This is a genomic window from Salinicola socius, assembly GCF_001937195.1.
GTDB classification, from domain to species: Bacteria; Pseudomonadota; Gammaproteobacteria; order Pseudomonadales; family Halomonadaceae; genus Salinicola; species Salinicola socius.
Genome location: NZ_MSDO01000069.1, coordinates 1 through 1,079 on the forward strand (window position 1 = coordinate 1; position 1,079 = coordinate 1,079).

Consider the following 1,079-nt stretch of genomic DNA (forward strand, 5'->3'; position numbering starts at 1 on the left):
CCACCGGATCGGTGACATCGATGGTGACCGCGCCGAGGTTACCCACCCCGCTGGTGTTGCCGGCGGCATCGGTCTGACGCACCTGCACGGCGCCAGCGGCATAGTCGCCTTCGGGCAGCTCGAAGGCGGTACCCGTGCCGGGCGTCCAGCTATCGCCACCATCGGTGGAATATTCCCACGTTGCCTCGCCTTCGAGGCCATCGACACTGATCATCGGGTCACGGGTGATGCCGTCACCGTCGGTGGCGGTATCCACCGCCAGCGTGGGTGTCGGGACCTCCGGTGCCACGCTGTCCAGCGTGCTCGTGTCGGTAACCGTGCCGGTATTGCCGGCGGCATCGGTGACCGACAGCGTCGCGGTCAGTTCGCCATCAGTGAGACCGGAGAGATCCACGCCATTGGTCGTCAGATTGCCGTCCGCATCGACGGTGATATCCGCGGGATCGACAGTAACGGTATTGCCGCTGGCGTCACTGATGATCAGCGAGCTCACGGTCGCATCGCTTTCGAGGCTGCCGCTCAAGGTGACGTTGCCGGCCTCGTCGGCATTGAGGAAGCCGTCGCCGCCATCATTGATCTCGATGTCGTTGTCACCGGCGTTGGGTGCAGCGGTATCCACGATTGCCGTGGCGGGGTCACTGGTATTGCCCGCCGCGTCCGTGGCCGTGGCATTGATCGTGTCGCCATCGGCGAGCGGGTCGCTCGGCGTTACGCTCCAGTTGCCGTCGCCATCGACGAGGGCCGGGTCACCGATCGCGTTGCCCGCATCATCGGTCAAGGTGACCGTGCTGCCGGGTTCGGCGGTGCCGGTGATGATGTCGCCGTTGGTCGGGTCGATCGCCGGCGCCATCGGATCGACGGTATCCACGTTGAGGGTGAAGCTCGGGCTGGCCGGGGAGACGTTGCCAGCGGCATCGGTGGCGGTGGCGGTGAAGTTCACCTCGCCATCGGGCAGGGCGTTCGCGTCGCCGATGGTGAATGACCAGTTGCCATCGTCGTCGGCATCGGCAGTGCCGATCTGGGTACCGTTGGCGAGGATCGCCACCGTGGCATTGGCTTCGGCGGTGCCGGTCAGTGTC

At 65.9% G+C, this 1,079-nt stretch carries 1 protein-coding gene; it reads right to left on the bottom strand.

Annotated elements, in window-relative coordinates:
- Positions 1–1,079 (bottom strand): Ig-like domain-containing protein (locus BTW07_RS18775; protein WP_244158466.1); only part of this gene is annotated, 1,079 nt, incomplete at both ends.